The organism is Streptomyces sp. NBC_01317 (genome assembly GCF_035961655.1).
Taxonomy (GTDB): Bacteria; Actinomycetota; Actinomycetes; order Streptomycetales; family Streptomycetaceae; genus Streptomyces.
Genome location: NZ_CP108393.1, coordinates 6,489,078 through 6,514,624 on the forward strand (window position 1 = coordinate 6,489,078; position 25,547 = coordinate 6,514,624).

At 73.2% G+C, this 25,547-nt stretch carries 23 protein-coding genes and 1 pseudogene; 20 read left to right on the plus strand and 4 right to left on the minus strand.

Features of this window, described 5'->3' with window-relative positions; all coding sequences use genetic code 11:
- Nucleotides 1–438: 438 nt before the first annotated feature.
- From OG349_RS28250 to OG349_RS28305, 12 genes are all read left to right on the plus strand, one after another.
- On the plus strand, nucleotides 439–2,481 hold the full coding sequence (locus OG349_RS28250) for a tetratricopeptide repeat protein (RefSeq protein WP_327238762.1): 2,043 nt from the start codon (nucleotides 439–441) through the stop codon (nucleotides 2,479–2,481).
- A gap of 98 nt (nucleotides 2,482–2,579) precedes the next feature.
- The gene (gene ald / locus OG349_RS28255) at nucleotides 2,580–3,695 is read left to right on the plus strand and encodes an alanine dehydrogenase (RefSeq protein WP_327238763.1); all 1,116 of its coding nucleotides are present in this window, start codon (nucleotides 2,580–2,582) and stop codon (nucleotides 3,693–3,695) included.
- A 381-nt stretch (nucleotides 3,696–4,076) separates the two neighbouring features.
- Nucleotides 4,077–5,195, plus strand: a complete 1,119-nt coding sequence (locus OG349_RS28260; RefSeq protein ID WP_161309024.1) for a ParA family protein — start codon at nucleotides 4,077–4,079, stop codon at nucleotides 5,193–5,195.
- Nucleotides 5,180–5,782, plus strand: a complete 603-nt coding sequence (locus OG349_RS28265) for a hypothetical protein (protein ID WP_442806325.1) — start codon at nucleotides 5,180–5,182, stop codon at nucleotides 5,780–5,782. The genes OG349_RS28260 and OG349_RS28265 overlap by 16 nt, the downstream gene beginning before the upstream one ends.
- A gap of 50 nt (nucleotides 5,783–5,832) precedes the next feature.
- Nucleotides 5,833–7,023, plus strand: a complete 1,191-nt coding sequence (locus tag OG349_RS28270; protein WP_327237259.1) for a segregation and condensation protein A — start codon at nucleotides 5,833–5,835, stop codon at nucleotides 7,021–7,023.
- On the plus strand, nucleotides 7,020–7,661 hold the full coding sequence (gene scpB, locus OG349_RS28275) for an SMC-Scp complex subunit ScpB (RefSeq protein ID WP_327237260.1): 642 nt from the start codon (nucleotides 7,020–7,022) through the stop codon (nucleotides 7,659–7,661). The genes OG349_RS28270 and scpB overlap by 4 nt, the downstream gene beginning before the upstream one ends.
- A complete protein-coding gene (locus OG349_RS28280) occupies nucleotides 7,661–9,025 on the plus strand; it encodes a pseudouridine synthase (RefSeq protein WP_327237261.1) in 1,365 nt (454 codons plus the stop codon). Before scpB ends, OG349_RS28280 begins: the two co-directional genes overlap by 1 nt.
- Nucleotides 9,026–9,173: 148 nt before the next feature.
- Entirely contained in the window at nucleotides 9,174–9,830 is a 657-nt protein-coding gene (pnuC, locus tag OG349_RS28285; RefSeq protein WP_327237262.1) for a nicotinamide riboside transporter PnuC, read from the plus strand.
- Complete coding sequence (locus OG349_RS28290) at nucleotides 9,827–10,906, plus strand: AAA family ATPase (RefSeq protein ID WP_327237263.1); 1,080 nt, start codon at nucleotides 9,827–9,829, stop codon at nucleotides 10,904–10,906. Before pnuC ends, OG349_RS28290 begins: the two co-directional genes overlap by 4 nt.
- Complete coding sequence (locus tag OG349_RS28295) at nucleotides 10,903–11,763, plus strand: NUDIX hydrolase (protein ID WP_327237264.1); 861 nt, start codon at nucleotides 10,903–10,905, stop codon at nucleotides 11,761–11,763. Before OG349_RS28290 ends, OG349_RS28295 begins: the two co-directional genes overlap by 4 nt.
- On the plus strand, nucleotides 11,760–12,782 hold the full coding sequence (locus OG349_RS28300) for an ADP-ribosylglycohydrolase family protein (RefSeq protein WP_442806326.1): 1,023 nt from the start codon (nucleotides 11,760–11,762) through the stop codon (nucleotides 12,780–12,782). Before OG349_RS28295 ends, OG349_RS28300 begins: the two co-directional genes overlap by 4 nt.
- A 3-nt stretch (nucleotides 12,783–12,785) precedes the next feature.
- A complete protein-coding gene (locus tag OG349_RS28305) occupies nucleotides 12,786–13,622 on the plus strand; it encodes a nucleotidyltransferase domain-containing protein (RefSeq protein ID WP_327237265.1) in 837 nt (278 codons plus the stop codon).
- On the opposite strand, the pseudogene OG349_RS28310 reads toward OG349_RS28305, so the two are convergent.
- A pseudogene (locus tag OG349_RS28310) lies at nucleotides 13,542–14,319 on the minus strand (nucleotidyltransferase domain-containing protein). The gene OG349_RS28305 and the pseudogene OG349_RS28310 sit on opposite strands and share 81 nt — an antisense overlap.
- A gap of 100 nt (nucleotides 14,320–14,419) precedes the next feature.
- Here OG349_RS28310 and aroH point away from each other — a divergent pair.
- The 5 genes from aroH to der all read left to right on the plus strand — a co-directional run bounded on the left by aroH (nucleotide 14,420) and on the right by der (nucleotide 19,057).
- On the plus strand, nucleotides 14,420–14,800 hold the full coding sequence (gene aroH, locus OG349_RS28315; RefSeq protein ID WP_327237266.1) for a chorismate mutase: 381 nt from the start codon (nucleotides 14,420–14,422) through the stop codon (nucleotides 14,798–14,800).
- The gene (locus OG349_RS28320) at nucleotides 14,797–15,882 is read left to right on the plus strand and encodes a prephenate dehydrogenase (RefSeq protein WP_327237267.1); all 1,086 of its coding nucleotides are present in this window, start codon (nucleotides 14,797–14,799) and stop codon (nucleotides 15,880–15,882) included. Before aroH ends, OG349_RS28320 begins: the two co-directional genes overlap by 4 nt.
- Before the next feature lie 170 nt (nucleotides 15,883–16,052).
- On the plus strand, nucleotides 16,053–16,778 hold the full coding sequence (gene cmk / locus OG349_RS28325) for a (d)CMP kinase (RefSeq protein WP_327237268.1): 726 nt from the start codon (nucleotides 16,053–16,055) through the stop codon (nucleotides 16,776–16,778).
- Nucleotides 16,736–17,482 (plus strand): lysophospholipid acyltransferase family protein, encoded by a 747-nt coding sequence (locus OG349_RS28330; protein ID WP_442806327.1) that lies wholly within the window; start codon nucleotides 16,736–16,738, stop codon nucleotides 17,480–17,482. Before cmk ends, OG349_RS28330 begins: the two co-directional genes overlap by 43 nt.
- Nucleotides 17,483–17,596: 114 nt before the next feature.
- A complete protein-coding gene (der, locus tag OG349_RS28335; RefSeq protein WP_327237269.1) occupies nucleotides 17,597–19,057 on the plus strand; it encodes a ribosome biogenesis GTPase Der in 1,461 nt (486 codons plus the stop codon).
- Nucleotides 19,058–19,183: 126 nt separating this feature from the next.
- Here der and OG349_RS28340 read toward each other — a convergent pair whose 3' ends face one another.
- Both OG349_RS28340 and OG349_RS28345 read right to left on the minus strand, forming a co-directional pair.
- Nucleotides 19,184–19,483 carry a hypothetical protein gene (locus tag OG349_RS28340; RefSeq protein ID WP_327237270.1) on the minus strand — a complete coding sequence of 100 codons (300 nt, stop codon included), beginning with the start codon at nucleotides 19,481–19,483 and terminating at the stop codon, nucleotides 19,184–19,186.
- A 152-nt stretch (nucleotides 19,484–19,635) separates the two neighbouring features.
- Entirely contained in the window at nucleotides 19,636–20,427 is a 792-nt protein-coding gene (locus OG349_RS28345) for a hypothetical protein (protein ID WP_327237271.1), read from the minus strand.
- Nucleotides 20,428–20,817: 390 nt separating this feature from the next.
- On the opposite strand from OG349_RS28345, the gene OG349_RS28350 reads away from it, so the two are divergent.
- Together OG349_RS28350 and OG349_RS28355 are read left to right on the plus strand one after the other, a co-directional pair.
- A complete protein-coding gene (locus OG349_RS28350) occupies nucleotides 20,818–22,083 on the plus strand; it encodes a glycosyltransferase family 4 protein (protein ID WP_327237272.1) in 1,266 nt (421 codons plus the stop codon).
- Nucleotides 22,080–22,946 carry a hypothetical protein gene (locus OG349_RS28355; RefSeq protein ID WP_327237273.1) on the plus strand — a complete coding sequence of 289 codons (867 nt, stop codon included), beginning with the start codon at nucleotides 22,080–22,082 and terminating at the stop codon, nucleotides 22,944–22,946. The genes OG349_RS28350 and OG349_RS28355 overlap by 4 nt, the downstream gene beginning before the upstream one ends.
- Nucleotides 22,947–23,148: 202 nt before the next feature.
- Here the strand turns inward: OG349_RS28355 and OG349_RS28360 are convergent, their stop codons facing one another.
- The gene (locus tag OG349_RS28360) at nucleotides 23,149–24,327 is read right to left on the minus strand and encodes an epoxide hydrolase family protein (RefSeq protein ID WP_327237274.1); all 1,179 of its coding nucleotides are present in this window, start codon (nucleotides 24,325–24,327) and stop codon (nucleotides 23,149–23,151) included.
- A 62-nt stretch (nucleotides 24,328–24,389) separates the two neighbouring features.
- Between OG349_RS28360 and OG349_RS28365 the strand changes: the two genes are divergently transcribed.
- Nucleotides 24,390–25,370 carry a helix-turn-helix transcriptional regulator gene (locus OG349_RS28365; RefSeq protein ID WP_327237275.1) on the plus strand — a complete coding sequence of 327 codons (981 nt, stop codon included), beginning with the start codon at nucleotides 24,390–24,392 and terminating at the stop codon, nucleotides 25,368–25,370.
- Nucleotides 25,371–25,547 lie beyond the last annotated feature (177 nt).

The window sequence follows — 25,547 nt, forward strand, 5'->3', positions numbered from 1 at the left end:
GCCGGCTCTTGTCCTCAATCGCCGGACGGGCTTGAGATTGCCCGGCCCGGGTCGGTTTCTGCGGGCGAGTTGTCGTCGGGTGCTGCGGCGTCGGGCGTGGCGTCAGGCCCGTGTCCTCAATCGCCGGACGGGCTTGGATTTGCCCGGCCGGGGTCGGTTTCTGCGGGCGAGTTGTCGCCGGGGGCTGTGGCTTCGGACGTGGCGCCGAGTCAGGCGTTGCCTGTGGCCTCAGGCGTGGCGTCGGTGTCGGGCGGGGGCGAGGAGGGCTTCCGTACCCAGGGCGAACGCGCGGCCCCCGCCGGGCAGGCGCACGCGCACCCGCCACGGGTCGCCGTCGCCGGGCGGGGTGTGGACGGGATGGCCTACGTGTCGCCCGACGCGCCCGGTGGCGGGGAGGGCGGGCTGTCCCCCGAATTCGGCGCCCCCGGGGACCACCGCATCGATTCCGGGCTCGACGCACCGCACCAGCCCCCGGGCGCCGGGGACGGGACCACCGCGTTCTTCGGGCGGGCCCGTGAGATCAAAGCGCTGCACGAGGACATCGAGCGCGCCGGGCTCAACACGATCTCCGGCCGCAAGGAACCCCGCGCCCGCGTCCTGCTCATCGCCGGGCGCCCCGGCTCGGGCCGTACCGCCCTCGCCCACGAGATCGCCCGCCGGCTCGCGGACCGCTATCCCGACGGAGTCGTACGGGCCCGGCTCACCGAGACCGGTGGTGACGCGGTCCCCACCGAGGCCACCGCCCGCGAGATCCTCACCGCGTTCGGCATCGCGGGCCCGCCCGGCGCGGGCGAGGACCAGCTGTCCGAGATGGTCCGCGAGGCCCTGGCCGTCCGGCGCGTCCTGCTGCTCCTCGACGACGCCGTCGACGCCGAGCAGGTCGACCCCCTCGTCCCCGACAACCCGGACTGCCTCGTCGTCGCCGTCGCGCAGGGCCCGCTCACCGGCATCCCCGACGTCCGGCCCTGCACCCTCGGCGGGATGGACGTGAAGGCCGCCGTCGACCTGCTGGCCCGGTACACCGGAGCCGTACGGATCACCGTCGACCCGCAGGCCGCCGAGGCCCTCGTGGAGGAGTGCGGCGGCCAGCCCGCCGCGCTCGTCCTGGCCGGCGGCTGGCTCGCCGCCCGCCCCACCGCGTCCGTCGCCGACGTGGCCGCCCAGCTGCGCGCCCTGCCCGACGACCCCGGCATGCCCATGGGCGACCGCCCGCTCGCCCGCGTCTTCGGGCTGGTGTACGCGACCCTCGCCCCCTCCACCGCCCGCACACTGCGCCTGCTCGCCCTCGCGCCCACCGGCCTCACCGACGCGCACACCACCTCCGCGCTGGCCGGCTGCTCGGTCACGGACGCCCGTACGACCCTGGACGGCTTCGTGGCCGTGGGGATGCTGCGGCACGCCGGCGACCCGGCGGGGGAGCTGTACGAGGTGCCCGCCTGCCTCGTACCGCTGCTGCGCGCCCTCCTCGTCCACGACCGGCCCGGCGAACTGCGGCTCGCCCGCGCCCGGATGCTGGAGCGGACCGTACGGCTGCTCCAGTCCTGCCGTGCCGTCACCGACCCCGAGGGCTCCGCGGCCCGCAGGAAGCTCTCCGAACTGCCCCGCGCCCTGCGCTTCCCGAACGCCGCCGCCGCCGACGACTGGCTGCGCACCCGGCTCCCCGCGCTGATCGCCTCCGCCCGCCTCGCCGTCGCCGACGGCGAACTGGACACCCTGGCCCGCCGGCTGGTCGCCGCGCTGGTCAGGGCGCTCGCCGCGCACCGGGGCACGGAGGCCGCCGCCCCCGAGCTGTACGGCCTGCACCACCTCGTCCTCGACATCGCGCGGCGGCGCGGCCTGCACCGGGAGCAGGCCGCCGCCCTGCTCAACATCGGCGACCTCGACGCCAGGACGGGCCGTACGCACGACGCGCTGGCCCGCTACCGGGCCGCCCTCGACGCCGGACGGGCCGCCAACGACCACTACGCCACCGGCCGCGCGATGGAATCCGTAGGCGGCGCCCACCAGGACCTGGAGGACTGGCAGCGGGCCGCCGACTGGTACGGCAGGGCGCTCGCCCAGCGGATCGGCCGGGGCGAGCGGGCCGACGAGGCGCGGCTGTACGGCCGCCTCGGCGCGGTCCACGCCTACGCGGGCCGGTACGGCGAGGCGCTGCGCGACTGGCGCGCCGCCGCCGCCGGCCACCGCCGCCTGGGCGATCTCACGGGCCAGGCACGGGCGTTGAGCGAGGCCGCCCGGGTACAGGAGTACGCGGGCCGCCCCTACGAGTCGCTGCGCACCTGCGAGGAGGCGGTGGGCTGGGCGCGGCTCGCCGGGGACGTACGGCTGGAGGCGGCGTTGCAGCTCAGGCTGGCCGACACCCTCGACCGGGTCGGCGACCCGACCGCCGCCCGGCTGCACCGGGCCGTCGCCGACCGGCTCCTTGGAACGGAGGAAGGCGATTCTGCCTACGAAATCCGCAGCACCTCGGCGATGGAATAATGCTTTGCAAGGCTAGACAGGGGGAAGTCCTTCATTAGACTGGGTTCGCCGCATCCACTCGCGGCGTACCCTCCCCTGAGCCAAGGACCGTGATCGACGTGCTGGTCGGTATCCCCCGCGAGGTCAAGAACAACGAGTTCCGCGTGGCCATCACCCCCGCCGGTGTCCACGAACTGGTGCGCCACGGCCACGAGGTCGTCGTCGAGCGGGAGGCCGGCGCCGGCTCCTCGATCACGGACGGCGAGTTCGCCGCCGCCGGTGCCCGGATCCTGGCCACGGCCGACGAGGTCTGGGCCGCCGCCGACCTGGTGCTGAAGGTCAAGGAGCCGATCGCCGAGGAGTACCACCGGCTGCGCAAGGACCAGACGCTCTTCACCTACCTGCACCTCGCCGCGTCCCGCTCCTGCACCGACGCCCTGCTGGACTCCGGCATCACCGCCATCGCGTACGAGACGGTCGAGACCGCGAACCGCGCCCTCCCGCTGCTCGCCCCGATGTCCGAGGTCGCGGGCCGGCTGGCCCCACAGGTCGGCGCGTACCACCTGATGCGCTCGGCCGGCGGGCGCGGTGTCCTGCCGGGCGGCGTCCCCGGTACGGCCCCGGGCCGCGCCGTGGTCATCGGCGGCGGGGTCTCCGGGTGGAACGCCACCCAGATCGCCGTCGGCATGGGCTTCCACGTGACGCTCCTCGACCGGGACATCAACAAGCTCCGCGAGGCGGACCGGATCTTCGGCACCAAGGTCCAGACCATCGTGTCCAACACGTACGAACTGGAGCGCGCGGTCGTCGACGCGGACCTCGTCGTGGGGGCCGTTCTGATCCCCGGCGCCAAGGCGCCGAAACTGGTCACCAACGCGCTGGTCGCCCGGATGAAGCCCGGAAGTGTACTTGTCGACATTGCAATCGATCAGGGCGGCTGCTTCGAGGATTCGCACCCGACGACCCACGCCGACCCGACCTTCCGGGTCCACGACTCGGTCTTCTACTGCGTCGCCAACATGCCCGGCGCGGTGCCCAACACGTCGACCTTCGCGCTCACCAACGCCACGCTCCCGTACATCGTGGAACTGGCCGACCGGGGCTGGGTGGAGGCGCTGCGGCGCGATCCGGCGCTCGCGAAGGGACTCAACACCCATGGCGGTCAGGTGGTTTATCGCGAGGTCGCGGACGCCCATGGGCTGAATCACGCCGAATTGAGCGCGGTTCTCGGCTGACTCGTCAACACGATTCGTCAACATCACGACACCGGCCGGATCTTGCCCCCCGAGGTCCGGCCGGCGGCGTGCCCGGGTGCGCTCGAACGCCGGGTCAACTCGCGGGGAACGTGACTCTTTAACCGATTCGCGCACCCGTGAAACGTGTGGCACCTGCTGTGGTGAGAGGCCTGTGCGCCCTTGACAGAGAGGTGTTCGGTTGCCGACACATCGGGCCGGGTCCGGCGGATTGTGTTGCTGCGGACCGGTGACACGCCATAGAGTCGCCCATCGTCGGCATGGTGCCACGCTGACCTATCGATAAGTTTCCTGGTCACGTCCAAGGAGGTAAGACGACTTGTGAATGAGTCGACATTTACTCCCGGGGGTGGTCAGCCAGGGATGCCTGCGAGGGGCGGGAGCCCGTCGTCCGGGCTGGAGGCTGTCGGCTCCGTCGCTGTCCGCACCTTCGCCACCCACCAGCACACGACAGCCCACCAGATGATGGACGGCCACCACGTGAACGCCATGGCCGGCAACGAGGGCGGGCGAGAGTCCAGCCCATTCGCCGACTACAACGAAGTGCCCGAGGGGCACTTCTACGACCCCGACGCCGAGTACGAGCCCGACCCCGAGTACGCGGCCACCCTCGCACCCGACGCTGCCCGCCAGCGCCGCGAGCGGATCGGCCCCACCGGGCGTCCCCTGCCGTACTTCCCGATCCCAGGCCCGCTGACGGACCACGGCCCCGCGACGATCATCGCGATGTGCAACCAGAAGGGCGGCGTGGGCAAGACCACGTCGACCATCAACCTGGGTGCCGCGCTCGCGGAGTACGGCCGGCGCGTCCTGCTCGTCGACTTCGACCCGCAGGGAGCCCTGTCGGTCGGTCTCGGCGTGAATCCGATGGAGCTCGACCTCACCGTCTACAACCTGCTCATGGAGCGGGGCATGGCGGCCGACGAGGTTCTCCTGAAGACGGCGGTCCCCAACATGGACCTGCTGCCGAGCAACATCGACCTCTCCGCCGCGGAAGTGCAGCTGGTGAGCGAGGTGGCGCGCGAGTCCACGCTCCAGCGGGCCCTCAAGCCGCTGCTGCCCGACTACGACTACATCGTGATCGACTGCCAGCCGTCGCTCGGTCTGCTGACCGTGAACGCGCTGACCGCCGCGCACAAGGTGATCGTCCCGCTGGAGTGCGAGTTCTTCGCGCTGCGCGGGGTGGCCCTGCTGACGGAGACCATCGAGAAGGTCCAGGAGCGGCTCAACCCCGACCTGGAGCTCGACGGCATCCTCGCGACGATGTACGACTCCCGTACGGTGCACAGCCGCGAGGTCCTCGCGCGCGTCGTCGAGGCCTTCGACGAGCACGTCTACCACACGGTGATCGGGCGGACCGTGCGCTTCCCGGAGACCACGGTCGCCGGTGAACCGATCACCACGTACGCCTCGAACTCCGTGGGTGCGGCCGCGTATCGCCAGCTCGCCAGGGAGGTGCTCGCCCGGTGTCACGCCGAGTGAGTCTGCCCGGGGCCGACGAGCTGTTCCGTACGACCGGGGGCATGGCGCTCCAGTCGTCGTCGCCCGCGGAGCGGGAGCGGCGGCGCAACGCGAACGCCAACGGCGAGGCGCGGGTGCCGAATCCGGCGGGTCCGGCGGGTTCGGCGGGGGAGGGCGACCCGGCGGACGGTACGCCGCCGTCCGGCGCGGCGGCCTCCTCGACCGCCTCCGCGGCGGAGGAGCACGCGGCCACCGAGCGCGACTCGGCGGAGTCGTCCCGCGGCCGTACGGGCGGGACCGACGGGGACCAGTCGGGACCGGTGAAGAACCGGCGGCCCCAGGAGGCGCAGGGCGGCCAGCAGCGGCGCAGGGGGCGCGGCGCGAACCGCCGTCCCAGCGGGCGTGAACGGCACGACGAGAAGATCACGGTCTATGTCTCGGCCGAGGAACTGATGGACCTGGAGCACGCGCGTCTGGTGCTGCGCGGCGAGCACGGGCTCGCCGTGGACCGCGGGCGGATCGTCCGCGAGGCCGTCGCGGTGGTCCTGGCGGACCTCGAATCGCGGGGCGACGCGAGCATCCTCGTACGGCGCCTGCGCGGGCGCTGAGGATAGCCTGCCGGGGCCGCGCCACCTCCGCCCTCGCCCCCAGGACCCCGATGCCCCCGCCTCCCGACACGACCCGCCCCCCGCGCCGAGCGCTGGGCCGCGGCCCGGGAGCGACCCCTTCGGGGACGCCTGCGGAAGAAACCCCGCCACCCCCCGCCACGAGCACCGAGCCGCAGCCCACCCCTCCGGCAGACGAGCCCACCCGGCCGGTGCGGGACCCCGCGCGTGACGAGCCGGAGCCCACGCCCTCGCCCCGCCCTGCGCCCACCGAGCCGGCAGAGGCCGCCGGGCCGATTCCCGAGACCACGCCCCCACTGGCCGCGACGGAGCCCACGGACGCGTCGCAGGCCGTTCCCGCCGGGCCGGACTCCGTCCCGCCGCCGGCGGGTGCCGCCGGGGACGTGACGGAGGCCACAGACTGCGCCGCGGCGGACGCCGACTCCCGGTTCACCGTGCGGCTCGTCAACTTCGAGGGGCCCTTCGACCTGCTCCTCCAGTTGATCTCCAAGCACAAGATGGACGTCACCGAGGTCGCGCTCTCCAAGGTCACCGACGAGTTCATGGTGCACATCCGGGCCATGGGGCCCGACTGGGACCTCGACCAGACCACCGAGTTCCTCGTCGTCGCCGCGACGCTGCTCGATCTCAAGGCCGCGCGGCTGCTGCCCGCCGCGCAGGTGGAGGACGAGGCCGACCTCGCCCTGCTCGAAGCGCGGGACCTGCTCTTCGCGCGGCTGCTCCAGTACCGCGCGTACAAACGCATCGCCGAGATCTTCCACACCCGCCTCGACGACGAGAGCCGCCGCTACCCCCGTACCGTCGGACTGGAACCCCACCACGCCGAGCTGCTCCCCGAGGTGGTCATCAGCATCGGACCCGAGGGGTTCGCGCGGCTCGCGGTCAAGGCGATGCAGCCCAAGCCCAGGCCGCAGGTGTACATCGACCACATCCACGCGCCCCTGGTCTCCGTACGGGAGCAGGCAGGGCATGTCGTCGCGCTGCTGAGAGAGCGGGGCGAGGTCAGCTTCCAGGTGCTCACCGAGGACGCCGCCGACACCCTCACCGTCGTCGCCCGCTTCCTCGCGCTGCTGGAGCTCTACCGGGAGCGGGCCGTCGCGCTGGAGCAGGAGGAGGCCCTCGGGACCCTCATGGTGCGCTGGACCGGCGGCGACCAGGACGCGGCGCCCGCCGTGACCGACGAATTCGACCAGGAACACGCGAGCGCCGAGGAGCGGTCATGAGCGAGCAGCAGCGGAGCACGGTCGCGGAGCTCGGCCTCAAGCCCGCCCTGGAGGCGGTCCTCATGGTCGTGGACGAACCCGTCTCCGAGACGCACCTCGCCAAGATCCTCGACCGCCCGCGCCGGGCCGTCGCCGACGCCCTGCGCGAGCTGGCCGACGAATACACCGTCCAGCGGCGGGGCTTCGAGCTGCGGACGGTCGCCGGCGGCTGGCGGTTCTACTCGCGCCCCGAGTACGCGGAGGCCGTCGAGGGCTTCGTCCTGGACGGCCAGCACGCCCGGCTCACCCAGGCCGCCCTGGAGACCCTCGCGGTGGTCGCGTACCGCCAGCCGGTGAGCAGATCGAGGGTCTCGGCCGTACGGGGAGTGAACTGTGACGGGGTCATGCGGACCCTCCTCCAGCGCGGGCTCGTCGAGGAGGCGGGCGCGGAACCCGAAACAGGTGCGATCCTGTACGGGACGACGAACTACTTTTTGGAGCGGATGGGCCTGCGCGGCCTGGACGAGCTTCCGGAGCTCGCGCCCTTCCTCCCCGAGGCGGACGCGATCGAGGCCGAGACCCTTGAAGGTGTCCCGTCGTTCGATCCGGACGCACCGTACGCCCCGGAAACTCACGCAGACGACAAGACGGAAATTTGATGCGAAGCGGTAACAGCAACAGCGGAAGCGGCAACCGGAACAGCGGGAGTGGGAGCGGGAGCGGCGCGAACCGGAACGGCGGCGGGGCCAGGAGCGGCGGCGCCGCGGGCGGCCGTGGCGGCAGCGCGGGCGGCGGCCGGAGCACCGGCGGCGGCCGCGGCGGCGGCGTCGGCCGGGACGGCAACCGGGGCGGCAGCACCCCCCGTACCAGCGGAAGCGGCTGGAGCAGCGGCGGCGGCAGGGACGGCGGCGCGGGCCGCGGCGCCAGGGACGACCGGGGCCGCGACGACCGCGCGAGGGACGACCGCTCCAGGGACGACCGCGCCCCCGGCGCGGGCCGCGACGAGGAGCAGAAGCGCCTGTCCCGCCCCCGCCCCGAGGAGCGCCGGTACGACGTCGGCCGCTCCGGAGCCACCGGCGGCGCCGGCGCCACGGGCGCCCCGCGCGGTGCCCGTGGCGCGGCGGCCCGCGGCGGCGCCAAGGGCGGCCCCAAGCCCTCCCAGACCCCTCCCCGCGCCCGCAGGGGCCCTGGCGGCCAGGCCCGCCCCCGTGAGCTGGACGCGAAGATCGAGCAGCGCAACCGCGACCGGTACGCGGACAAGCCCGAGATCAGGACGCCCCGCACCAACCCGGGCGCCGAGCAGGAGGGCGAGCGCCTCCAGAAGGTCCTCGCCCGCGCCGGCATGGGGTCGCGCCGCGCCTGCGAGGAGCTGATCGAGCAGTCCCGGGTCGAGGTCAACGGCGAGATCGTCCTCGAACAGGGCAAGCGCGTGGACGTGGACCGCGACGAGATCAAGGTCGACGGGCTGACCGTCGCCACCCAGTCGCACCTCTTCTTCGCGCTGAACAAGCCCGCCGGTGTCGTCTCCACGATGGAGGACCCGGACGGCCGCCAGTCCCTCGGCGACTACGTCACCAACCGCGAGACCCGCCTCTTCCACGTCGGCCGGCTCGACACGGAGACCGAGGGCATCATCCTGCTCACCAACCACGGTGAGCTGGCCCACCGCCTCACCCACCCCCGGTACGGCGTGAAGAAGATCTACCTCGCCGCCATCCAGGGCCCCCTCCCGCGCGACCTCGGCAAGCGGCTCAAGGACGGCATCCTGCTGGAGGACGGCTACGCGAAGGCCGACCACTTCCGGGTCGTCGAGAACACCGGCAAGAACTACCTGGTCGAGGTCACCCTCCACGAGGGCCGCAAGCACATCGTCCGCCGCATGCTCGCCGAGGCCGGCTTCCCGGTCGACCGGCTCGTCCGGACATCCTTCGGCCCGATCCCGCTGGGCGACCAGAAGTCCGGTTGGCTGCGCCGCCTCACCAACACGGAGGTCGGCATGCTGATGAAGGAAGTCGGGCTGTAGACCGCGGAAGCGGGGCTGTGGACAGCCCCTGGGGCACCTGAGAAGAACGACGCGAGAAAAGCCCGCGGCCGCCCCGGCCGCGGGCTTTTTCCCTTGTGGGGCACCCCTGTTCGCCTTTATAGTCAACATGACCATTAAGGAGGCGGGCGTGAGTCTCGCGGACATCCTCGATCCCTTGCGGCGACCCCTGGTGACCGTGCTGGACACCCCGGTCAGCTGGACCGAGGTGCTCGGCTTCGGCAGCGGCGCGCTCTGCGTGTGGCTCGTCGCCCGTCAGCACGTGGCCAACTGGCCGGTCGGCATCGCCAACAACCTCTTCTTCGTCGTGCTGTTCCTCCAGGCGGGCCTCTACGCCGACATGGCGTTGCAGGCCGTCTTCATCACCCTCGCCGCGTACGGCTGGTGGATCTGGACCCACGGGGGTGGCCCGGACTCACCCGCGCCCGCGGTGCGGCGTACGACCCGCACCGAATGGGGCGTGCTCTGCGCGGCGGGGGTGGTGGGGACACTCGGCCTGACGTTCCTGCTCGGCCGCGCCACCGACTCGACCGTGCCGTTCTGGGACGCGCTCACCACGTCCCTCTCGCTGATGGCGACGTACGGGCAGTGCCGCAAGCTGCTGGAGTCCTGGTGGCTGTGGATCGCGGCGGACATCGTGTACATCCCGCTCTACGCCCACAAGGACCTCTACCTGACCTCGCTGCTGTACGTCGGCTTCCTCGCCCTGTGCGTGGCCGGACTGCGCAACTGGTCCCGGGACGGGGCCCGTTCGCCGGACCGCCCCCTGGTGGTGAGCGCCGGATGAGCGCGTACGGACACGGCCTGGTGCTCGGCAAGTTCTATCCGCCGCACGCGGGCCACCACCATCTCGTACGGACCGCGCGCGACCGCTGTGCGGACCTCACCGTGCTCGTCTGCTCGTCCTCCGTGGAGTCGCTGTCCCTGGCCGACCGGGTCGCGTGGATGCGCGAAGTCCACCCGGACGTAAGGGTGGTGGGCGCTGTGGACGACGTGCCGATGGACGTCGACGACCCGGCGGTCTGGGACGCGCACCTGGCCGTCTTCCGGCGCGCGGTGCCGGGCCGGGTGGACGTGGTCTTCACCTCCGAGGCGTACGGGGAGGAGCTGGGGCGGCGGTTCGGCGCCGAATCCGTGTGCGTCGACCCCGGCCGTACGGTCTTCCCCGTCTCCGGTACGGCCGTGCGCGAGGACCCGGTGGCCTGCTGGGACTTCCTGGAGCCGCCCGTACGGGCCGCGCTTGCCCGCCGGGTCGTAGTGCTCGGGGCGGAGTCCACCGGCACCACCACGCTGGCCCGCGCCCTCGCCGCGCACTACCGCGCGCGGGGCGGGGTGTGGGCGCGGACGGGTTGTGTGCCGGAGTACGGCCGGGAGTTCAGCGAGCGCAAGCTGGCGGCGCTGCGGGCGCAGGAGCCCCGGGCGCGGTGGGAGGACGTCGAATTCACCACGGACGACTTCCCGTTGATCGCCCGGCGGCAGGACGAGGCAGAGGAGAGCGCGGCGCGGGCCGGGTCGCCGGTGCTGTTCTGCGACACGGATGCGTTCGCCACCACGGTGTGGCACGAGCGGTACGTGGGCGGGCGCAACCCGCTCGTGGAGGAGATCGCCGGCCGGACGCGGCGTCACCTGTGGCTGCTCACCGGACACGAGGACGTGCCGTTCGAGGACGACGGGCTGCGGGACGGCGAGGAGCTGCGGCCCTGGATGACCGACCGGTTCCGCGCCGAACTGACCCGTACCGGGCGGGAGTTCGTGGAGCTGACCGGACCGCACGAGAAGCGGCTCGACACGGCGGTGGCCGCGGTGGACGCGCTGCTCGACGGGGGCTGGCACTTCGCGCCGCCGCTGCCGGAGCGACGATGAACACGCGGGGGGTTGAGCCGGAGGACGGGTGGGGGAGCCCGCCGGAACCCCGCGTCCCCGACGGGTACGACCCCTCCGCCTTCACGCCGTTCGCGGTCACCGTCGACCTCGCCGTCTTCACCGTCCGCCACAACCAGCTCCACGTCCTGCTCGTGGAGCGCGGCCTGGAGCCCTACCTGGGCGCCTGGGCCCTGCCCGGCGGCTTCGTCCTGCCCAGGGAGTCCGCGGGACAGGCCGCCCGCCGCGAACTCGCCGAGGAGACAGGACTGTCGGAGCACACCGCGGGCGCGCTCCACCTGGAACAGCTGCGGACCTACAGCGACCCCGACCGCGACCCGAGGATGCGGGTCGTGTCCGTGGCGTACGCGGCGCTGGTCCCCGACCTGCCCGAGCCCCGCGGCGGCGGCGACGCGGCGCTCGCGCGGTGGACGGATCTGTCACGGGTCCTGCGACCGGGCCCCTCGCGCGGCGCCGGACCGCCCCCCGCACACCCGCCGGCCTCCCCGGCACCCGCCGCCGACGGCCTGGTCCCCCTCGCCTTCGACCACGCTGACATCCTCGCCGACGCCTACGACCGGATCGGCGCCAAGCTCGAATACAGCTGTCTCGCCACGGCGTTCTGCCCGCCGGAGTTCACGCTCGCGGAGCTGCGCCAGGTGTACGAGACCGTCTGGGGCGTGGAGCTGGACGGGCCCAACTTCCGGCGCAAGGTCCTCGCGACCCCGGGCTTCGTCCAGGCGGTCGAGGGGCCCCCGCGCCGCACCGGCGGCCGGGGGAAACCCGCCGCGCTGTACCGCGCGGGCGCCGCCACCACTCTGCATCCACCTCTCCTGCGACCGGAAGGACGGACCACGTGATCTCCACCAGGACCCTCACCAAACAAGCCGCCACGGGATCGCTGACCGGGCTCGCCATCGGCGACGCCCTCGGCTTCCCGACCGAGTTCAACGACGTACCGTCCATCCTCGCCAAGTGCGGCCCCTGGCGCGAGATGGACCTGCCGAGGCCGGCGATCGTCACCGACGACACCCAGATGACCCTCGCGCTCGCCCGGGGCATACGCACCGCGACGGACCGGGGCGTCCTCGGCCCGCTGCGCCTGGTGCGGCCGGTGCGCGAGGAGTTCGTCGACTGGTACCACTCGCCCGACAACAACCGCGCGCCCGGCCGTACGTGCATGACGGCCTGCATGCTCCTCGACAGCGACCGGCCGTGGCAGGCGGCGAGCCAGACCGGCTCGAAGGGCTGCGGGGCGAACATGCGGGTCGCGCCCGTCGGCCTCGTCCCCTTCCTCAGCGACGAACAGCGCTCAGGAGCCGCCCAGTTGCAGGCGGCCCTCACCCACGGCCACCCCACCGCGCTGGCCGCCTCCGACCTCACGGCGCGGGCGGTGTACCTGATGGCGCGGGGCGGCGAGCCGACGGGACTGGTCGGCCAGCTGCGTTCGTACGCGTACGAGAACCGCGGCCGCTACCGCCACCAGTGGCTCGGCGACCTGTGGACGTACTCCCAGGACCCCACCCCGGAGGACTTCGCGCGGCGCGGCTGGGACGAGTGCCTGGCGGCCCTGGAACGTGTCCAGGACGCCCTGCGCGCCCCCTCCCCGGAGACCGACCCCTGCCTGGCCACCGGGGACGGCTGGGTGGCCGAGGAGGCCCTCGCCACCGCGCTGCTCTGCTTCCTGCTCTTCCCCGAGGACCCGGTCACCGCGGTCCGCAGAGCCGCCTGCACCCGCGGCGACTCCGACTCGATCGCCTGCCTGACGGGAGCCTTCGCGGGCGCCCACCTCGGCGCGGGCGCCTGGCCCAAGGAATGGGCGGAACGCATCGAGTACCGCAGCGACCTGCTGTCACTGGGAGCGCTCTGGGACGCTTGACCCATGCACGCACACACGACCACGCGCCACGCGACCCCACCGGACAGACACACCCCGTCCGAACACCGCCTCCGCGAGGCCGGCCTGCCGGTCACCGACCTGGGTCCGGTCCTCGCGGAGGAGACCGACCCCCTGCTGTTCGCCACGGTGTCCGGGGCGCACCTCTACGGATTCCCCTCCCGCGACTCCGACATCGACCTGCGCGGGGTCCATGTCCTGCCGGTCGAGGCCCTCGTAGGACTGGACGAACCGGACGAGACCCGGACCCGGATGGGGGACAGGGACGGGGTGGAGATGGACCTCGTCACCCACGACCTGCGCAAGTTCGCCCGGCTGATGCTGCGGCGCAACGGCTATGTCCTGGAACAGCTCCTGTCGCCCCTGGTTGTGCACACCACCGGCGCCCACTCCGAACTGGCCTCGCTGGCCCCCGGCCTGCTGACCGCCCATCACGCCCACCACTACGCGGGGTTCGCGGCCACGCAGGAGCGGCTCTTCGAGCGGACGGGGGAGTTGAAGCCCCTGCTCTACACCTTCCGCGCCCTGCTGACCGGGGTCCACCTGATGCGCGGCGGCGGGATCGAGGCCCATCTGCCCACGCTGCTCGGGGAGGTGGCCGCGCCGGCGTACCTGCCGGAACTGATCGCCGCGAAGGCCGAGGCCGAGCACGGTACGGACGGAGTCCCGGGCCGGGACCGGGTCGAGAAGGACCTGGCGGCGCTCCGTACGGACCTGGAGGACGCCAGGGCGGACACCTCGCTACCCGAGGTGCCCGGAGGCGCCGCCCGGGACGCGCTGCGCGACCTGGTCGTCCGGGTGCGGCTCGACGCGCCGCGCTGACGCGCGGCGGGTGCGGATCAGGAAGTCCTCTATCCGGGCGTGGTCGGGTTCCGGGGGGAGAGGGGGAGGCCGCCGCCGCGTCGTCCGCCTTCGTCGCCAGGCGGTTCATCCGGCGTTCGACCTCTGGCCAGGGCACCTCGCCGCGCTTGACCGCGAGCAGCGGTTCGCGGTCCGTGCCGACGTCGATGACCAGCCGGCCCGTACGCAGCAGGTCCCCGCAGAGCGCGAGGAGCCGCAGCAGGTGCATGGCGTGCTTCCAGCGCGGGGCGCCGTGCTGCCGGACGTCCGCCTCCAGCTTCCGGCGCTGGCCGAGCGCGTACCGTACGAACGTCGTGTGGGCCTGCCGGGAGAGGAACGCCCCGCGCAGGGACAGCAGTTCGCGGCCGGTGTCGTCCAGGCGCTCGACCAGCGGGGAGTGCAGGCACTCCAGCACATTGGGGTTGGCGCGCAGCGCCAGCGCGCAGAAGCGCTCCAGCTCCCAGGAGAACTGCTCGTCGGCCGGGCCCTCGACATGCGCCGGCGGCTTCTCGAAGCCCCAGAACAGCGCGGTCGGCGCCAGGAACACCCCCCGGACGTCGGTGTCGCTGCCCTCCGTCGCCAGGCCGAACGCCCGCGACCCCATCACACAGGAATAGACGGTGTGGTCACGCACGAGAGCGTGAGGCGTGAGGCGTGAGAAGGGAGCGTCGGGCGTCATGCGCGAGAAGGGTACGGGACCCCCGCGCGCGGCCGCCCCCGGCCGCCCTCCGCCGCCCGGTCTAACCTGGAAACCGCACTCGACGACCGAGGAGGACGCCGTGGCGGTACGAGCGGTGCGGGGCGCCGTCCAGCTGGAGCGGGACGCGTCCGGCCCCATGGGCGAGCAGGTCACGCAGCTGCTCACGGCGATGCTGGAGCGCAACGCGATCGGCCGCGACGACCTGATCAGCATCTGGTTCACCGCCACCCCCGACCCGCACAGCGACTTCCCGGCCGCCGCCGCCCGGGGACTCGGTATCGTCGACGTGCCTCTCCTCCGCGCCCAGGAGCCGGACATCGCCGGTGCCATGCCGCGTGTCGTCCGCATACTGGCCCCCATCGAGATACTGGCCCCCATCGAGTCCGACCTCCCCCGCCCCCGGATCGCGCACGTCTACCTCGGCGCCGCGGCAGCCCTTCGCAAGGACATCGCCCAGTGAGAACCGCCGTCGTCATCGGAACCGGCCTGATCGGCACCTCCGCGGCCCTCGTCCTCGCCTCCCGCGGGGTCACCGTCCACCTCACCGACCACGACGCCACCAGGTCCCGTACGGCTGCCGCGCTCGGCGCCGGCACCGACCGGGCGCCCGAAGGCCCCGTCGACCTCGCCCTCGTCGCCGTACCGCCCGCGCACGTGGCCGCCACCCTCGCCGAGGCGATGCGCGGCGGGATCGCCCGCGGCTACCTCGACGTGGCCAGCGTCAAGGGCGGCCCCCGGCGTGAACTGGAGGCGCTCGGGCTCGACCTCAGCGCGTACCTCGGCACGCACCCCATGGCGGGCAAGGAGCGCTCGGGCCCGCTGGCCGCCACCGCCGACCTGTTCGAGGGCCGCCCCTGGGTGCTGACCCCGACCCGGGACACCGACACCGAGGTGCTCAACCTCGCCCTGGAGCTGGTCGCGCTCTGCCGCGCCGTCCCGGTGGTCATGGACGCCGACGCCCACGACCGGGCGGTCGCGCTGGTCTCGCACACCCCCCAGCTGATCTCGTCCATGGTGGCCGCCCGGCTCGCGGACGCCGACGAGACGGCCGTACGCCTCTGCGGCCAGGGCATCCGCGACGTGACCCGGATCGCCGCCTCCGACCCCGCGATGTGGGTCGACATCCTCCGCGCCAACCCGGGACCCGTCGCGGACGTGCTCGCCGGGATCGCCGCCGACCTCGGCGAGACCGTCGGGGCGCTGCGGTCCCTCCAGTCCGCCGACGAGGCCAAGCGCCGCGAGGGCGCCGCCGGGGTGGAGGACGTCCTGCGCCGGGGCAACGCGGGCCGGGTCAGGGTGCCGGGCAAGCACGGCACCGCCCCCGCCGCGTACGAGGTCGTGGCGGTGCTGATCAGCGACAAGCCGGGCGAGCTGGCCCGTATCTTCGCGGACGCCGGGCGGGCCGGGGTCAACGTGGAGGACGTCAGGATCGAGCACGCGACCGGCCAGCAGGCGGGCCGGGTGCAGCTGATGGTGGAGCCCTCGGCGGCCCCGCTGCTCACCGAGGCCCTGCGGGAACGCGGCTGGTCGATCCGCCAGTAGGACGGCCCCGGGCCGGGTGGAGTACCGCCCTGGGCCGTCCGGCGGACGCCGTCCGGCGGGGGCCACCGCCGAACGAGTGCATTTGTGGTGCCGAGTACTCGGTAACCTTGTACGAGGGCGTATCGACGTCCCGCGTGCCCGCACGCCGCTCCCACCCGTGAACCAGGAAGGTGTCCGCCTCCGTGGAAACCGCAGCATCCGTCGCCCGGACCGCCCCGGCCGCTGTGATCGTCGCCATCGACGGGCCCTCCGGCACGGGCAAGTCGAGCACCTCCAAGTCCGTCGCCTCCCACCTCGGGCTCAGCTACCTGGACACCGGGGCCCAGTACCGGGCCATGACCTGGTGGATGATCAACAACGGCATCGACGTCTCCGACGCCGTCGCCGTCGCGGACGCCGCGGGCAAGCCCGTGATCGTGTCCGGTACGGACCCGGCCGCCCCGACGATCACCGTCGACGGCGAGGACGCCTCGGGCCCGATCCGTACGCAGGAGGTCACCGCCAAGGTGAGCGCGGTCAGCGCGGTCCCGGAGGTACGGTCCGTCGTCACCGCCCTCCAGCGCGCCATCGCCGCCGCGGCCGCGAAGGGCATCGTGGTCGAGGGCCGTGACATCGGTACGACCGTGCTGCCGGACGCCGACGTCAAGATCTTCCTCACCGCCTCCCCGGAGGCCCGCGCGGCCCGCCGCAGCGGTGAGCTGAAGGGCAAGGAGGCGGTCGACGTCTCCGTCACCAGGGAGGCGCTGATCAGGCGGGACACGGCTGACTCCAGCCGGAAGACGTCCCCGCTCGCGAAGGCGGCCGACGCGGTCGAGGTGGACACCACGGAGCTGACCCTCCAGCAGGTCGTCGAGTGCGTCGTGACCCTGGTCGAGGAGAAGCGGGCCGTCAGGTGAGCGCCCCGCCCGCACAGGGCGCACGTCCCGCGAACCGGTCGGGCAGGGCCCCGTCGGAAGCGGGCGCCGCCGTGGGCAGGGGCATCGGCACGGTCCTGATGTACGGCCTGTGGAAGCCCCGGGTCCTGGGCGCCTGGCGGGTCCCCGCGCGGGGACCGGCGATCCTCGCCGTCAACCACTCGCACAACGTCGACGGCCCGATGCTGATGGGCACCGCGCCCCGGCCGGTGCACTTCCTGATCAAGAAGGAAGCGTTCGTCGGCCCGCTGGACCCGTTCCTGCGGGGCATCGGGCAGCTCAAGGTGGACCGTACGGTCGCCGACCGGGCCGCGATCACCGACGCGCTGGACGTGCTCGCCCACGGCGGGGTGCTGGGGATATTTCCCGAGGGCACCAGGGGCGACGGCGATTTCGCGTCCCTGCGCGCCGGGCTCGCCTATTTCGCCGTACGGTCGGGAGCACCGATCGTGCCGGTGGCGGTCCTGGGAAGCACGGAGAGCCGGGGACGGTTGATACGGGCACTGCCCCCGCTCCGCAGCCGGGTGGACGTCGTCTTCGGCGACGCCTTCGCGGCGGGTGACGGCAGCGGCAGGCGGACCCGCAAGGCGCTGGACGAGGCCACCGTACGGATCCAGGAGCGGCTGACCGCCCACCTGGCGGACGCCAGGCGGCTGACCGGACGCCAGGCGTCCGGACCGCTGTAGGCCGGACCGCTGTAAGCCGGACGGCTGTAAGAGCGCGAGAGCGCGCGAGTATTTCAGTAGTGCGCCGCATGCTGCGGCGCACCGATCACGATGGATGAACGAGGTACGGACTTCATGAACGACCAGATCGACTCCGGGGAAGCGAACGGAGAGCTTGGCGACGCCGAGTACGCGGAGTTCATGGAGATCGCCGCACACGAGGGCTTCGACCCCGAGGAGGTGGAGGGGGCGATCGACGAGGCCGGTCACGGCCCTCTGCCGATCCTCGCGGTCGTCGGACGCCCGAATGTCGGCAAGTCGACCCTCGTGAACCGCATCATCGGCCGCCGCGAGGCGGTCGTCGAGGACAAGCCGGGCGTCACCCGCGACCGGGTGACCTACGAGGCCGAGTGGGCGGGCCGCCGGTTCAAGATCGTCGACACCGGCGGCTGGGAGCAGGACGTCCTCGGCATCGACGCCTCCGTCGCGGCGCAGGCCGAGTACGCCATCGAGGCCGCCGACGCGGTGGTCTTCGTGGTGGACTCCACGGTCGGCGCCACCGACACCGACGAGGCCGTCGTACGGCTGCTGCGCAAGGCGGGCAAGCCCGTCGTGCTCTGCGCCAACAAGGTCGACGGGCTGAGCGGCGAGGCCGACGCGACGGCCCTGTGGTCCCTCGGGCTCGGCGAACCCCACCCCGTCTCCTCCCTGCACGGCCGCGGTACGGGCGACATGCTCGACGCGGTCCTCGAAGCGCTGCCGGACGCACCGGCCCAGACCTTCGGGCTCGCCGTCGGCGGCCCCCGCCGTATCGCCCTCATCGGCCGCCCGAATGTCGGCAAGTCGTCCTTGCTGAACCGGGTCGCCAAGGAGGACCGGGTGGTCGTCAACGAGGTCGCGGGCACCACCCGTGACCCGGTGGACGAACTGATCGAGCTGGGCGGCACGGTCTGGAAGTTCATCGACACCGCCGGCATCCGCCGCCGGGTCCACCTCCAGGCGGGCGCCGACTACTACGCCTCCCTGCGCACCGCCGCCGCCGTCGAGAAGGCCGAGGTCGCGGTCATCCTGATCGACACGACCGAGTCCATCAGCGTCCAGGACCAGCGCATCGTCACGATGGCGGTCGAGGCGGGCCGCGCGATCGTCATCGCGTACAACAAGTGGGACACCCTGGACGAGGACCGCCGCTACTACCTCGAACGGGAGATCGAGACCGAGCTGGCGCAGGTCGCGTGGGCGCCCCGGGTGAACGTCTCGGCCCTCACCGGCCGGCACATGGAGAAGCTGGTCCCCGCCATCGAGACGGCGCTGGCCGGCTGGGAGACCCGGGTCCCGACGGGACGGCTGAACGCGTTCCTCGGTGAGCTGGTCGCCGGGCACCCGCACCCGGTCCGCGGCGGCAAGCAGCCCCGGATCCTGTTCGGGACGCAGGCCGGGGCCAAGCCGCCGCGCTTCGTGCTCTTCGCGTCCGGCTTCATCGAGGCGGGCTACCGCCGCTTCGTGGAGCGCCGCCTGCGCGAGGAGTTCGGTTTCGCGGGCACGCCGATCCACATCTCCGTACGGGTACGCGAGAAGCGCGGCCGCAAGAAGTAGCCCGGCCGGGCGACGGCACGGGAAAGCCGGAAGCTGTGGGGTCCGGCGCGGACAGTTCCGCGCCGGACCCCACAGCTTCCGGCCTTTTCTTTCAGCGTCCCCGGCTTTTCAGCGTCCCCGGTTCTTTCAGTGTCCCCGGCGTGGGCCCGGGGGCAGGGCCGCCGGGGTGTGCCGCGCGCCCGGCTGGCGCGGGTCGCGCTGCCAGGAGCCCACGTACGGCGTGTGGCCGTGCCCCGCGTGGCCGTGGCCGCCGTACCCGCCGTGCGACGACGCGTGCAGTCCGGTGCCGAAGGCGGTGAAGCCCAGGTTCTCCTCGTTGCTCCGGTCCCCGGGCAGGGCCCGGAAGGACCGGCGGAACTCGGAGTACAGCGCGTCGTAGATGGGCGTCGTGGAATATCCGTCCGCGACGTCCTGCGCGGGGCGCATCGAAGGGATCTGGCTCTGGTACTGCGGGCGTGGGGGGTCGTATGCGTGCACGTATGTGCCAACGACCCCGGTGTCGTCCGGATGCGGGGTGCCCGGCGAATTCGCCGCTCGCGGGGGTTCTGTGAGCCGTACGGCCGGGCGCGCGGCCGTCGTCACGTGCCCGCCAGCGGCATGGCGGCCGCGACCAGCCGGCCGTTGGCCGCCGCCTTCTCCAGGGCCTCGCGCAGCAGGTCCTCGCGGGGCTGCTGGCCGATGGAGCCGACCGGCGCGGCGAAGACGAGGACGGTGCTGGACCGGTTGGCCGCCGCCCGCCAGCCCTCGGTGACCTGGAGGGGCTGGTGCGCCTGCCACCAGGCGACGGAACCGCTGCCGCCGGTGCCCGGCTGGAGCACGGCGTGCAGCTGGCCCATGGCGAGCAGGACGGACCAGCCGGGCAGGAGGGTGGGCAGGGTCTCCAGGTCGGAGACGTGCCGGAAGCCCTGCTCGGCGAGGAGCGGCAGGAACTCGTCGGTGCTGCCGGCCGCGCCGGGCCGGGCGATCGGGGCGGTCGGTTCGACCACCAGCGCCGGGTGCAGATCGCCCTCGATCAGCACCAGGCCGCTGGTGACACCCAGAACGGCCTGGTCGCCCTGGTCGGCGCCGGCCGCGCCCGGCTGCTGCGCCGACTCGTTGCCGGTGATGGACCGGACGGCGCCCTGGAGCTGGTCCTCGGCGACCTGGACGACCTGGGAGGGGATGCAGGTGGCGTGGGCGAAGGCGAGGACGGCGGTCTCCTCGCCGACGAACAGCACCGTGCTGGTCCGCTCCTGTTCGGAGTCGCCGGGGGTGCGGCAGGACGTGCAGTCGTAACTGCCCGGGGAGTTGTCGCCGGCCAGCAGCCGGTCGGCTTCTTCGTCGCCGATCTCGGCGCGTACGTCCTCGCTGACATCGAGCATGCGCGGCACGGGTGGCTCCTCGAACTCGGTGCGTGGGCCGGGCTGTTCCCGGCTCGTACAGGAGACAACGGGTGAGCCGTGGCCCGGGTCACGCGGATCGGGGAACGGAAATCGAACCGTCCGGCACAGCGGGTGACCGATCGTCGGGAATCAGTCACCGCGGCCAACGCGTGGCGAGGACGGGCACGTTGGCCCGGTGTCCCCGGTGGGACGGTCGCCACGTCGACGGATCGATTCGGCGCAGGTGGCGGCCGTGCCGTCGCGGTCGACAAATCGGGAAGTCGGTGATCGGAAGAGGTGGCTGGAAAACGCCGGGTCTTTTCGGCACCGAACGCTCCATTCGAGCGTCTAACGGACCGAGCCGGTACGACCGGTACGACCAGGGGGACCCACCCACGTATGCGCCTTTCCTTCCTGCTCCACAACGCCTACGCCGTCGGCGGGACGATCCGGACGACGTTCACGCTCGCCGCCACGCTGGCCGAGCGCCACGAGGTCGAGATCGTCTCCGTCTTCCGGCACCGGGACGAGCCGGCGCTGGGCGCCCCCGCCGGGGTCGAGCTGCGGCACCTGGTCGACCTGAGGCCCGGCAGCCCCCGGTACGACGGCGAGGCCGCGGAGCACGGGCGCGCCAGGATCTTCCCGGCCGGCGACAGCAGGTACCGCCAGTACAGCGCGCTCACCGACCACCGGATCGGCGTCCACCTGCGCTCCCTGGAGGCGGACGTCGTCATCGGCACCCGCCCCGGGCTCAACGTCCACCTCGCCCGCCAGGCGCGCCGGGGTCCGGTCCGGGTCGGCCAGGAGCACCTGAGCCTCGACACCCACGCGGGCCGCCTGCGCCGCGAGATCCGCCACCGCTACCGGCTGCTCGACGCCGTCACCACCGTCACCGAGGCCGACTCCCGCGCCTACCGGACCGGGCTGCGGCTGCCCGGCGTACGGATCACGGCCATCCCCAACAGCGTGCCCGCGCCCACCGTCGCCCCCGCCGACGGCACCGGCAAATGGGTGGTCGCGGCCGGCCGGCTCACCAAGGTCAAGCGGTACGACCTGCTGGTACGGGCCTTCGCCCGGGTGGTGGAGGTCCGCCCCGACTGGCGCCTGCGGATCTACGGCGGCGGCGACGCGTCCGGCAACGAGAAGGACACGCTGCGCGGGCTGGTCGAGGAGCACGGCCTGCACGACCACGTCCTGCTGATGGGCTCCGCCAACCCGCTGGAGGCCGAGTGGGTCAAGGGCTCCGTCGCCGCCGTCACCTCCAGCCGCGAATCCTTCGGCATGACCATCGTCGAGGCCATGCGCTGCGGCGTCCCGGTCGTCGCGACCGACTGCCCGCACGGCCCCGCCGAGATCATCGAGGACGGTGTCGACGGGCGGCTGGTGCGCAACGGGGACCTGGACGCGATCTCCGGCGCGCTGCTCGCCCTCATCCAGGACGACGTGCTGCGCGGACGCACCGGCCGGGCCGCGCTCGCCGCCTCCGCCCGGTTCGACCCCGCGCTGATCGCCACCCGCCACGAGGCGCTCTTCGCCGAGCTGGCCAAGGGCTCGCGCGGCAGGCTGCACGACCCACTGCACCGGGGCCGGGGCGCCGTGCTGGCCGGCGCGCACTCCGCGCGCAACCTCGCCGTCGACGTGATCCGGAAGGGCAGGACCCCATGAGCGAGGACCCCAGGAGCGGGCGGAACGGACGGCGGGGGGCGGCGGAACGGGTCGCCGACTGCATCGCCGACTCCGCGGGAGGCATCACCTTCGACCTCGCGGGAGCCGCCGGGCCCGCCCCGGTGCTCGTCCTGCGCCGGCGCGACGGCGCCCCCGAGGACGGCACCGACCGGGAGGTACGGCTGCCGCTCACCGGAGGCGGCGGGGACGGGCCGGGGGCGGGCGCCGGGCCGGCGCTGCGGGCCGTGCTGCCCAGCACGGTGCATCTGGCCGAGGGGTGCTGGGACGTCAGGACGGGAGCCGACGGCGAACACGCCGTACGCCCCGGGGTCAGGGACGTACGGGCCCTCGTGGACCGGATCCCCGGCTCGGACCGGGTCGCCGCCCGGATCCCGTACCCGACGGGCGACGGCCGCCTCGCCGTCCGCAGCTGGGTCCGCACCCCGCACGCGGAGGCCGGCGCGATCCGCTGCGAGCGGGGCGCGATGACGGTCGGGGGAGTGCTGTACGGCGCCGAGGCGCGGCCCGGCGCGGTGGCCGAGGCGCGGCTGCGAGGCGGCGGCCGGGTCCACCGGGTCCCGGTCACCGGCCGGGGGTCGTCCTTCGCCTTCACCCTGCCGTTCGCCGTCCTGACCGACGTGCCGGTCGGGCGGCGGCAGCGGTGGGACCTGTGGCTGCGGCCCGCGCCGGCGGCGGACGGCATCCGGATCTCCCGCATCCTGGACGACATCTGGGACAAGCGGAACATCCTCGTCTACCCGCGTTTCGTCCGCCCCGGCCCGGAGGCCTGGTCGGCAGCGCCCTGTTACGCGGCCGACAACGGACTCTGCGTACGACTGGAGCCCGCCCCGGACAGACCCTAGGGCCACGAAGATCCGCCGGACAGGCCCCAGGGCGTGTCCGCAAAGTGGGGCCTGGCTCGCGACGCCTGGCACGCGCGCTCGCGGCGTTGTCGGACCCACCCCGTACATCCAGTACGGGGTGGGTCCTCCGCCTTGCGATCGCACGCACCAGACCCCGCGAGCCCCGCCCTCCGGGCGGACGACCCCACTTTGCGGACACGCCCTAGCCGCGCACAGTCGAGAAGAAGGCCCGGACGTCCGCCACCAGCAGGTCCGGGACCTCCAGCGCAGCGAAGTGGCCGCCGCGCTCGAACTCCGACCAGTGGGTGAGCGTGTGGCCCGGTTCCGCGTACGCGCGGATCGCGATGTCCTCGCCGAAGTTCGCGACCCCCGTGGGCACCCCGGAGTTCTTCCGCGGGCCCCACAGGCCGCCGTGCGCGTTCTCCCAGTACATCCGCGCCGAGGAACCGGCCGTACCGGTCAGCCAGTACAGCGTCGCGTTGGTCAGCAGGGTGTCCCGGTCGATCGCGTCCTCGGGCAGCGCGGCCGAGGAGTGCGTCCACTCCTTGAACTTCTCCATGATCCAGGCGAGCTGACCCGCCGGTGAGTCGTGCAGCCCGTACGCGAGGGTCTGCGGCCGGGTCGACTGGAGCGCGTTGTACCCCCAGCCGTCCGTCGTGAAGGCCTGGATCGCGGCGAGGCTCCGCCGCTCCCGGTCGGTGAGCCGCGCCACCTCGTCGTCGGAGAGGTCGCCGGACGGGATGAAGCCCACGGACGCGGCGTTCACATGGACGCCCACCACCGCGTCCGGCGCCGCCCGGCCCAGCTCCGGCGAGACGATCGCCCCGATGTCGCCGCCCTGGGCGCCGTACCGCTCGTACCCGAGGCGCCGCATCAGCTCGGCCCACGCCGCGGCGGTCCGTACGTACGACCAGCCCTTGTCGCCGGTCGGCCCGGAGAAGCCGAAGCCGGGCAGGGAGGGGACCACCACGTGGAACGCGTCGGCCGGGTCACCGCCGTGCGCGCGGGGGTCGCTCAGCGGTCCGATCACGTCGAGGAACTCCACGACCGAGCCGGGCCAGCCGTGCGTCAGGACCAGCGGCAGGGCGTCCGGCTCGGGGGAGCGGACGTGCAGGAAGTGGACGTTCTGCCCGTCGATCTCCGTGGTGAACTGCGGGAACCCGTTCAGCCTCGCCTCCTGCGCCCGCCAGTCGTAGCCGGTGCGCCAGTACTCCGCCAGATCCCGGACGTACGGGAGAGCCGCCCCGTACGCCCAGCCCGCGCCGGGCAGTTCGTCGGGCCAGCGGGTCCCGGTCAGCCGGGCCCGCAGGTCGTCGAGCCGCTCCTCGGCGATGTCGACACGGAAGGGGTGGATGCCCTGGTTCGTGCTGTTCTCGTTCATGTCTCCCACCGTAGGGAGACTTGCGGACAGGAACGGTCCGCGACTCCTGGGAGACTGGCCCCATGGTGGACACCTCGGCACGGCTCCTGCGCCTGCTCTCCCTGCTCCAGGCCCGCCGCGCCTGGTCCGGCGCCGACCTCGCGGACCGGCTCGGCATCACGCCGCGCACGGTACGGCGCGACGTCGACCGGCTGCGGGAACTGGGCTACCCGGTGAACGCCAGCCCGGGCACGGGCGGCGGCTACCAGCTGGGCGCGGGCGCCGAGCTGCCGCCGCTGCTCCTGGACGACGAGGAGGCCGTCGCGGTCGCCGTCGGCCTGCGGACCGCCGCCGGGCAGGGCATCGAGGGCATCGGCGAGACGTTCGTACGCGCCCTGGCCAAGCTGGAACAGGTGCTGCCGGACCGGCTGCGCCGCCGCGTGAGCGCCCTCAACGCCTTCACCGTTCCCCTGCTGCGCGGCGCCTGGGGCACGCCGGTCGACCCGGCCGTGCTCACCGAGCTGGCCAACGCCTGCCGGGACGGCGAGCGGCTGCGCTTCGCCTATCAGGACCACGACGGCGCCGAGACCCGCCGCACGGTGGAACCGCACCGGCTGGTGTGCACCGAGCACCGCTGGTACCTGGTGGCCTGGGACACCGACCGGGCGGACTGGCGCACGTTCCGGGTGGACCGGATCACTCCCACGCCACCGCACGGCCCCCGCTTCCCTCCGCGTGAGGCGCCCGCCGGGGATCTCGCCGCCTATGTCTCGCGCGGCGTCTCGACCCGGGTCTACGCGACCGAGGCGGTGATCAGGCTCCCCGTCTCCGCCGAGGAGGCGGCGCGGTCCGTCTCGCCGTCCACGGGCGTCCTGGAGGCCGTCGACGCGCACAGCTGCCTGCTGCGCACCGGCGCGCGGAGCATGGAGGTCATGGCCTTCCACGTGCTGTCCGTGGGCCTGGACTTCGAGGTGGTGGAGCCGCCGGAGCTGGTCGACCACATCAGGACCCTGCGGGACCGGCTGTCGCGGGCCCTGCCCGGCACTGACGCGGCACTTACTTGAGTCCGAAGTGACCGAAAACGAACGGGTCGGCCGTGTCCGCCGTCGGCGGATCGTGCGAGGGAATCGTGAATTCCGCATGGTCCGACAATTCTCCGGCGCTCTCGCGGGGACGGCGTCGGCGTGAATTCGGTAAGGGTGAATTTATGTGATCTTAGGGGGCGTGGAATTACTCCGGAG